This window comes from Streptomyces sp. NPDC058964 (assembly GCF_042741275.1).
GTDB lineage: Bacteria > Actinomycetota > Actinomycetes > Streptomycetales > Streptomycetaceae > Streptomyces.
On sequence record NZ_JBHYKH010000078.1, the window covers coordinates 1 to 8,932 of the forward strand.

An 8,932-nucleotide genomic window follows, 5' to 3' on the forward strand; every position below is an offset into this window, starting at 1 on the left:
CCCCGTTGGGGGGGGCACCCCATCGACGTTGTCCGTCTCAGCCGGGTTCTCGGCGGTTCAGGAGCATCCGGTCGCCGGATTCCCGATGAGCGGGCGGACGGACGTCACATGGAGGCGCGCGTACCGTCCCGCACCGGCACAACCCTCGGTGCCCTCCGGATGTCCCACAGGTGAACTCCACACCTCGGACGCCTCGAACACCTTGGAGCCCACGTGCGCAGTCGGATACGGACGTACGCCACGGCAGCCGCCATCGTCGCTGCGGTCACCACCGGGCTGACCCTTCCGGCCTCGGCCGCCGTTCCCGCACACACCCCCGGCGACTTCAACGGTGACGGCTACGCGGACCTCGCCGTCGGCGTACCCGACGGCACGGTGGGCGGCAAGGCGAGAGCCGGCTACGTCAACATCGTCTGGGGCGGCCCGAAGGGGATCGGCGCCCACGGCAGCATCCGTATCAGCCAGGCCACCCCCGAGGTCCCGGGCACCCCCGAGGCGGGCGACCGCTTCGGCGCCTCCGTGGAGCTGGTGGACCTGAACGGCGACGGCATCGCGGAACTCCTCCTCGGCGCCCCGGGCGAGGACATCACCGGCCGCGGCAAGGACGTGGGCATGGTCCTCGCGGTGGGCGGCGGCAAGGACGGCCCCGGCTCGGGGTCCGTAGTCCTCGACGGCCCCTCGGCGTCGGCGGCGTACGGCGAATCGGTCGCGGCGGCCGATCTGACCGGCGACGGCAACAAGGAGATCGTGATCGGCGGCACGGACAAGGTCGTCGCTCGTGTCGCCCAGGGCGAAGACAGCATGGTCGCCACGGTCGTCGCCGCCCCCATGGGGGGCCGCGCCCCCGTCCTCGCCACCGGCGACTTCACCGGGGACGGCAAGGCGGACCTAGCGGTCGGGTACTGGACGAAGAAGACCCCGTTCACCCAGTCGCACGTACGCCTGTGGGCCTGGGACGCGACCGAGCAGGCCGTGGTCAACACCTGGAACACCGACAACGCCGGGGTCTCCGCCCTCGCCGCCGGCGACTTCGACGGCGACGGCCACGACGACCTGGCCCTCGGTGAGTGCCGGGAGATCGCCGACGAGAACATCGACGACCCGTGCGGCCCCGAGGAGCTGGCCAAGGGCGGCGGCATCCACGTCCACTACGGCAGCGCCACGCCCGGCAGCTTCGGGTTCCGGCAGCAGACCCTCAACCAGGACACGGCCGGCGTGGCGGGCGTCGCGGAGACCGGTGACCACTTCGGTGCCGCCCTCACCGTCGCCGACATCGACAACGACGGCCGCGACGACCTGATCGCCGGAGCCCCCGGTGAGGCGATCGGCACCCGTACGGGCGCGGGGGCCGCGACCCTCCTGTTCGGCGGCCCGGCCGGCCTCGTCGACGCGGGGGGCGAAGCCCACTCCGTCGGGTTCCAGCAGGACACGCCGCGCGTGCCGGGGGTCGCGGAGGCCGGCGACGCCTTCGGCGCGGCCGTCGCCACCGGTGACTACAACCACGACGGCAGGGCCGACGTGGCGGTCGGCTCCCCGGGCGAGAACGCCGGCTCGGGCGGCGTGTGGCTGCTGCCCCGGGCGAGCGCCAACGGCTCCTCCGCCTTCACTCCCGCCGAGCTGGGCCTGCCCTCCCCGAAGAGCGCGCTCGCGTACGGCAGGTACCTGGGCAACCGGTGACCCCCCGGGTGCACCAGGCGCGGAGGGCCATCGGCCCCGTGGCCGGGTGAGTCCGTCCCGCCAAGGCCCCGACCGGTCGGGCGGGGCCTTGGTCGTGCTCCGTCGGACGGCTCGGAAGCGGTTCGGAAGCGGATGCCCGCTGGCCGCGGAAGCGGTGGCACTGGTGGCATCGGAGCCGTCAGCCGGCCCACCAGCCCGAGGGCGGCCGGGACGCCGCGACCCCATACCACCGGCCTGTACGCATCGTGCGACATGTCGGCAAACGGGCCGGCGGCTCCGGACGGCCGTGTAAGCAGGCGGCGTGAGCGAACCGGCGCACTGTCGTGAACGTTGGAGTACCCCATGAACGACCCCGGCCTGCCGTACCCCCGAACCGGATCCGCCCCTCCGTACGCCCCCGCCGCCCCGGCCCCGCCGAGGCCGTACCGCGGCGTCGGACTGATACCGCCCACCGGGCCCGCCCGCACCTGGGGACTCGCCGTCGCCGGCTTACCCCTGCTGCTCGTCCTGGGCCTGGGCCTGACCGGCGGACTGGGCGACGAGTCCGGCCCGGCCGCCGTGGCCGGGGACACCACCGGCCGCTGGCCGGGGACCCCGGACCGGTCCGACCCCTCGCCGACGTGGCCGTACTCCGACCCCGTCACTCCGGGCACCGCCTCCGCGGTTCCCGGCTCGGTCTCGGCCGAGGGGGCGGAACAGCCCGGGGACGGCGGCCTCGGCCCATCGCCGGACCAGGGCACGCCGACCGGCTCCGCGGAACCGCGGGCGGTCGTCGCCGCCTACTTCGAGGCGATCAACAACCGCGACTACCGCACCGCCTGGAACCTGGGCGGAAAGCACTTCGACGCCGACTACGACTCGTACGCCGCGGGCTACGCCGACACCCAGCGGGACACCGTCACCTTCGTGTCCGTCCAGGGGTCCGACGTACGGATCACCCTCGACGCCCTGCAGACGGACGGCACGACCCGCTCGTACGACGCCACGTACACCGTCCGGGACGGCGAGATCACCGGCGGCAAGGCAACCCCGACCAGCTGACCACCCGTGCGCACCCCCCGCCCGGGTGCGCCGGCACGAGCGGAGCGCTGAACCAGCATGGCCACACAGACCCTGCGTCCCCGTCCCCCCGGCCCGCCCGAAGGAACCCCGGTCACGCGCGCGTACGCGCGGACCAAGGCCACCCGTCTGCTGGCCGCGGGCACGTATCTCGACCCCGGCTACCGCGGGAACGTCATCCGGGAACTGCTCAAGCACCGCTTCAGAGTGGTCGCGCCGTCCTACGGCTACGACACCGTGTCCGTCCTGGCACACGCCCTCGCCGCCCGCCGCCTCCGCCGGATCCAGCTGGGCGTGGCCATCGGCTCGGCCGTCCTCGTCACCGTGCTGACGGGGAACGGCACACTGAACCCCCCGGCCGCCGCCCTGATCCTGTGCTGGGCGCTGTGGGGCGCGGCGTACCTGCGCCGGATCGTCACCCTGCACACCCTGATGACCCGTCTGAAGGACACCGGCCCCGACGGCGGCTTCGACGGCTCCTATCCCGCGAACGGCAGCCTGACCGACGACCTGATCCACAAGATCGACGGCGAGCAGTCCTCGAGCGGCGGACTGGTCTTCTACGGCGGATTCCGGCCCTTCGTCGGCGCCGGCGAGCCCCTGCGCGACTGGTCCAGCGCCCAACTGCTGCTCGGCGCACCCAGGAACCTGTTCGCCTCGCGCAAGCAGGCCGCCGCGGACGGGCTCGACCTGGACAGCCTGGAACGCAAGCCCGTCAAACCGTTCACCGTCCCCGAGATCACCCGCTACGTCGCCGACCGGATGGCCGCGGAACTGCGCGACGAGGCCCGTCCCGACGAACGCATCGAGGGGCTGACCGTCGAGCGGCGCCGCTTCACCACGGCGATCAGGACGAACGACCGGACGCGTGGAACGGGCTGGAGCAGGCTGCCCGGGCTGGGCGACCTCCCGGACATCCACTGGCGGGAGGACTACGACTCGGCCCGCGAGTACCTGTGCGTGCGCGTCGGATCGTGGAACGAAGAGCTGGTGACCTCGATGTTCGTCGGGTTCGACATCAAGGGCGACACGCTGCACACCGAGTTCTACACGTACGTCCTCGGGCCGCTCGTCCGGGACTTCCACCTCGTGGACCGCCTGCCCGACGCGTTCGACCGCCGGCTGGCCGTGCGGGTGGCGTGGGACATGGTCAAGGCCACGCCGCGCTGGTGCCTGGCGCTGTGGCTGCTGCCGCTGCGCGCCGTCCCCCGGCGTCTGCTGCCGCCGCCGCTGCGGCGCATGGTGCGTCCCGGGCACGGCGCGGGGACCGTCGTCACGTTCGGCACGGAGCCCACCGAGGTCGACACCAGCGAATTCCGGCTGGGCCGCTATGTGACCGACTCGGTCGACTGCGGTGCCCTGATGAGCGTCCGGGAAATGGCCACCAGCGAGACCTACCACCATTTCTTCCAGAAGTCCGACGCCGTGAAATACATGCGGATCGTGGAACGCCGTCTGCTGCAGAACATCCGTACGTTTCTGCGTGAGCACGATGTGGATCTCGCCGACCACGACCGGGCGCAGACCAACATCCTCTTCGGGGACAACAACATGAATGTCCTGGGCGGGCACAACGAGCACTTCGGCTTCAATTACCAGCCGGGTGGCGGTCCGTCACCCAACAACCAGGGGGCACAGCCGTCATGAGCGAGAACCAGCGGTTCGGGGACAACAGCGTGAACGTCCTCGGCGGCCACAACCAGCATTTCGGCTACACCTACCAGGCGGCGCCGGCCCCCGGCCCGCGGACGGCGGAGGCGGCTCCGGCCGCCGCGGCGGAGCGGGCCACCGGGCCCGCGCCCTCCGAACACGACCGCAGCCGCAGCGTCTTCGTCGTGCACGGCCGGGACGAGGAGGTGCGGCAGGCGATGTTCGGGCTGCTGCGCCGGCTCGACCTGCGCCCGCTGGAATGGGAGGAACTCGTACGGGCCACCGGGAAGACCGCGCCCTTCCTCGGCGAGGTGGTCGCGAACGCGCCCTCCCAGGCCCAGGCGGCCCTGGTCCTGCTCACCCCGGACGACGTCGCCAAGCTCCACCCGCAACTGCTCGGCAACGCGGAGCGGGAGGACGAGACCCGGCTGACCGGGCAGCCCCGCCAGAACGTGCTGGTCGAGCTGGGGATGGTGCTGATGGCCTACCCGGAGCGGACCGTGATCGTCGAGGTCGGACGGCTGCGGCACGTCGCCGACACCGCCGGCCGCAACGTCATCCGCTTCGACGGCTCGGAGTCCGCCCTCGCGAAGATCGCCGCGCGGCTGCGGCTGGCCGGCTGCCGGCTCGACGACACCCGGCCCGAGTGGCGCGACACCCGGTACTTCCAGGACCTTTCCGCCTACCGGCGCCTGGCCTGACCCGGCGCACCGGGGCGAAGGGGGCGGGAGCCCGGGTTCCCGCCCCCTTCCCTCATGTGCGGTCGGCCTCCGCCGCCAGGCGCCTCAGGAACGCCGCCACCTCTCGCATGCCGATCCGCTCCAGGTCGGCGGGCCGCACCACCAGCCGCAGCTCCCGGCAGACGGCGCCCTCCCCCGAGCGGGCGACGAAGGACATGAGGATCAGCCGCAGCAGGCTGTCCCGGTCGAGATGATCGATCCGGGACAGCCCCGAGCCGACGAGCGGCATCGCGACCCGCTCCAGGGTTGGGCGCGCCGGTGGATCGCGTCCCACAGGCGGCTGAGACCGGTCCAGAGGTCCTCCACGCCGGGGGCGGCCACGCAGTCGTTGCCGATACGGCTGTACGCCACGGCGAACACCAGCCGCGGCCGGGCGCCCAGCACCGCCACGGTGCCGATCGGATACCGGTCCAGCTTGCCCAGCGGCTTGCGGTCCCGGTTCTCGCGCGCGACGGGCGCGAGGCCGGCCGGCGCCGCGTCCAGTTCCGCGTCCAGCCGCGGCACGTCACCGCCGTACCGCCGGTCCAGCAACTGCGCCTGCACACTGGCTCCGCTGATGACCTCTCCACCGGCGGGCTCGGTGTCGAAGGTGTCGCAGAACCCGACGGCCAGGTGCGCCGGCTGCTCGAACAGGTCGCCCGCCTCGACCACCACGGTCATGTCGGGCCGCCCGCACACCTGCCGCACCCGGGACACCGGACGGGCCTGGGCGAGCCCACCCACCAGGCGCGCCGCCACCGACACCGCGGTCACCGCGCCGGGATGGGGAAAACTCCGCGGAAAGAATTGCCCGGCGAACTGCAGGACCGCCGACAACCCGCCGAATGCGGCCATCGTGTTGCGCAGGAAAACCTGCCGGGCACGCCGGGTCGCGCGCAGTCGCAACGGCAATCCGGGACGAGTTCGCGGCGACGTTCCGGACCGGGCCCGAAAACCGCTCCGGCTGCGGATCGGAGCGAGCCCGGCGGAATCATCCGTACTCATGTCTCCTCCAAGGCGTCGTGCTAGCGTGCCATTCGCTTTGCGGCATGCTGCGGCGAGGGGGAAGACGCGCATGGAAAACGCCGGGACGCGTATTCAGGTGAGGGTTCTGGGGCCGGTCCAGCTCGAGATCGACGGAGTTCCGGCCCGGCTGACACCGCTGACCGCCCGGCTGCTGGTCCGCCTGGTGGCCGCCGAGGGCGAGGCCGTGCCGGTACGGCAGTTGCGCCGTGACGTGTGGGGCCTGGCCGACGAGCCGCGCCACCTGGCCCAGCGCAGCCGCAACGAGGTGCAGAAACGCGTCCTGGAGCTGCGGCGGGCCCTCGACCCCGGCCGGGACGGCACCGCCGCCCGGGTCCTGCGTACCGAACAGCAGGTCACCGTGCACGGCCCGGAGACCGCCTACCGCCTGGTGCTGCGGCCCGAGGAGCTGGACAGCACGCGGTTCACCGCGGTCGCGGGCAGCGCGCTGCTCGCTCCGCCGGCCACCGCCGCGCACCGCCTCGCCGAGGCCCTGTCGATGATCCACGGCAGACCGCTGGCCGAGGTCGACGGCGAGGACTTCGCGACCCCCTTCATCCAGCGGCTCACCGCGCTGCGGGACTCCGCCCGCCGTGAACTGGTCCGCGTCCGGACGGATCTCGGCCGCCACGACCTCGCCCTGCCCGTCGCCGAGCTGATCGCCCACGACCACCCCGGCGATCCCGAGGCCGCGCACACCCTCGACGTCCTGCGCGCCGCGCTCCGCGCCCGGCACGGGGACGAACTGCTCCGGCACACCGTGCCGTTGCCCGGTCAGCGGGCGGAGGTCGTCCTGGTCCGCGGCGACCTGTTCGAGCAGACGGACTCCAACCTGGTGGTCGGATTCACCGACACCTTCGACACGGAGACCGACCGGGACATCGTCATCAGCCGCGACAGCGTGCAGAGCCAGCTCGTGGACCGTCTCTTCGCCGGGGAGCGCCGTGCGCTGGACGAGAAGCTCCGGGCCGGGCTGCGGACGGTGCGGTCCGTGGGCACCGAGAGCGTCCGGGCCAAGCCCCGCGGGCGGCGCGTCCGCTACCCCGTGGGCACGACGGTCGCCGTGCCCGTGGACGGCCGCCGGGTGTTCGCGACCGCCTACTCGCGGCTCGGCAACGACCTGGTGGCCCGGTCCGGCCGTGCGGAGCTGCGGCTGAGCCTGGACAGCCTCTGGGCCTCGGTGGCCGTGCACGGGCTGTTCAAGCCGGTCGCCGTCCCGCTCATCGGCTCCGGGCTCGCCCGGGTCACCGATCTCGACCGCGGGCAGCTCGTGGACCTGATCGTCGGCTCGTTCATCGACGCCTGCCGCCGGCACCCCGCGCTCACCCCCGAACTGCGCGTCGTCGTCCGGCCCGAGGATCTGGCCCGCACGGATCTCTCCCCGGTCGAGCGGCGCTTCCAGGAGCTGGCACGGGAGCCGAAGGCCGACTCGGGCCGAAGGTGAGACCGGGCGCCCCTCGGTATCCGTCCGGTCCGCCGGGTTCTTCCGCATCCCCCGACCCCCGAGCGGCATCGTCCGGCCGACCGCACGGTCCACCACCGGCGCCCGGCCCCACCGCACCCCAGTGCACCGCCGCGGGCGCTTCCGGGGGCAGCCGCGATCCGCTTCCGATCCGGTTCCGACGGGACGCGGCCCCGTTCCGGGGCACCCCCGGCGGCCGCGCCGCTACCGGACGATCCGCACCGGCTTCGACACCGTCACCTGGTCAAGGTCCGAGACCCGCACCGTCACCCGCATCGTCCAGGTGCCGGGGATCGGCAGGTTGACGGAGTCGGTTCCCCAATAACCGCCCCGGTCGGTCACCTTGGCGTCGACCGGGCCGATCTTCCGGGCGGGCAGGGTGAAGGCGAGGCGGAGTTCGGGGACGGCGGCGAGGCCGCCGTCGGGGCCGAAGACCACGGCCTCCACGGAGTTCGGGCCCACACGGCCGGGGTCCAGGGTGATCTGCACCTTGCCGCCGTGGTCGCCGACCCGGAACGGGACCACGGTGACGGAGGCGGCCGGCAGACCCGGTGCCGTCGCCGCCGACTGCGACGCCTCGGCGGCCGCCCGGCCCGGCAGCGTGCCCGTCAGATTCGTCGTGATCACCAACACCACGACACCGACCGCCACTTCGGCGAGCACGGAGCGGCGCAGGCCACGGCGGTACGGGTCCGGACCGGAGGGCGGAGCCTGCGCGGCCGCCCCGGGCGACGGCTCCGCCGCCGGCGGCCCGCCGGCAGGCCCACCGGCCGATGCCCCGGCCCGTCCTCCGACCGGCTCCGGTACCCGCTCCCGCACGGTCTCCGGTACCTGCGCCGCCGCCAGCCGTGCCGTCCAGCGGCGCGAGCGGGCCGCCGCCGCCAGCAGCAGCGTCACCGCGCCGAGTTTGGCGATCAGGAGACGGCCGTAGGACGTGTCGGCCAGCGCGCTCCAGGAACCCAGACCGCGCCACGACTGGTAGACGCCGGTGACGACCAGGACGGTCACGGAGGCGAAGGCGAGGCGGGAGAAGCGGGCGACGACGAGCGGCGGAACGGGCTCGGCGGCGCGGTACAACGTGATCAGCAGGGCCGTGAGGCCACCGAGCCAGACCGCCATCGCCAGCAGGTGCAGGACGGACGAGGTCACCGCGAGCGGCACCTGGATGCCAGCCGAGGCGTGCTCGGCGGCCGCCCAGGTCAGGGCCAGGCCGACGCAGAACACCCCCCCCGCGGCGGGGGGGGGGGGGGGCCGGGGGGGGGGGGGGCGGGGGGGCGCGGGGGGGGGGGGCGGGGGGCGCCCGCCCCCCCCCCCCCCCGGCGCCCCGCGCGCGCGCCCCCCG

General features: G+C 73.7%; 8 protein-coding genes. 5 read left to right on the forward strand and 3 right to left on the reverse strand.

Going from position 1 to position 8,932, the window contains the following annotated elements; all coding sequences use genetic code 11:
- Positions 1-213: 213 nt before the first annotated feature.
- From ACFW2E_RS12970 to ACFW2E_RS12985, 4 genes are all read left to right on the forward strand, one after another.
- Positions 214-1,677: an FG-GAP-like repeat-containing protein gene (locus ACFW2E_RS12970; RefSeq protein WP_384465660.1), complete on the forward strand. Its 1,464-nt coding sequence runs from the start codon at positions 214-216 to the stop codon at positions 1,675-1,677.
- A 342-nt stretch (positions 1,678-2,019) separates the two neighbouring features.
- Positions 2,020-2,718 carry a hypothetical protein gene (locus tag ACFW2E_RS12975; protein ID WP_384465662.1) on the forward strand — a complete coding sequence of 233 codons (699 nt, stop codon included), beginning with the start codon at positions 2,020-2,022 and terminating at the stop codon, positions 2,716-2,718.
- A gap of 57 nt (positions 2,719-2,775) precedes the next feature.
- Positions 2,776-4,383: a hypothetical protein gene (locus ACFW2E_RS12980; RefSeq protein WP_384465664.1), complete on the forward strand. Its 1,608-nt coding sequence runs from the start codon at positions 2,776-2,778 to the stop codon at positions 4,381-4,383.
- A complete protein-coding gene (locus tag ACFW2E_RS12985) occupies positions 4,380-5,087 on the forward strand; it encodes a TIR domain-containing protein (RefSeq protein ID WP_384465666.1) in 708 nt (235 codons plus the stop codon). The genes ACFW2E_RS12980 and ACFW2E_RS12985 overlap by 4 nt, the downstream gene beginning before the upstream one ends.
- Positions 5,088-5,139: 52 nt before the next feature.
- On the opposite strand, the gene ACFW2E_RS12990 is transcribed toward ACFW2E_RS12985, so the two are convergent.
- Positions 5,140-5,355 carry a macro domain-containing protein gene (locus tag ACFW2E_RS12990; RefSeq protein WP_384465668.1) on the reverse strand — a complete coding sequence of 72 codons (216 nt, stop codon included), beginning with the start codon at positions 5,353-5,355 and terminating at the stop codon, positions 5,140-5,142.
- Positions 5,289-5,879, reverse strand: a complete 591-nt coding sequence (locus ACFW2E_RS12995) for a macro domain-containing protein (RefSeq protein WP_384465670.1) — start codon at positions 5,877-5,879, stop codon at positions 5,289-5,291. The genes ACFW2E_RS12990 and ACFW2E_RS12995 overlap by 67 nt, the downstream gene beginning before the upstream one ends.
- A 301-nt stretch (positions 5,880-6,180) precedes the next feature.
- Here ACFW2E_RS12995 and ACFW2E_RS13000 point away from each other — a divergent pair, with 301 nt between their 5' ends.
- On the forward strand, positions 6,181-7,572 hold the full coding sequence (locus tag ACFW2E_RS13000) for a macro domain-containing protein (RefSeq protein WP_384465672.1): 1,392 nt from the start codon (positions 6,181-6,183) through the stop codon (positions 7,570-7,572).
- A gap of 222 nt (positions 7,573-7,794) precedes the next feature.
- Here ACFW2E_RS13000 and ACFW2E_RS13005 read toward each other — a convergent pair whose 3' ends face one another.
- Positions 7,795-8,814 (reverse strand): copper resistance D family protein, encoded by a 1,020-nt coding sequence (locus ACFW2E_RS13005; protein WP_384465674.1) that lies wholly within the window; start codon positions 8,812-8,814, stop codon positions 7,795-7,797.
- Positions 8,815-8,932: the final 118 nt, after the last annotated feature.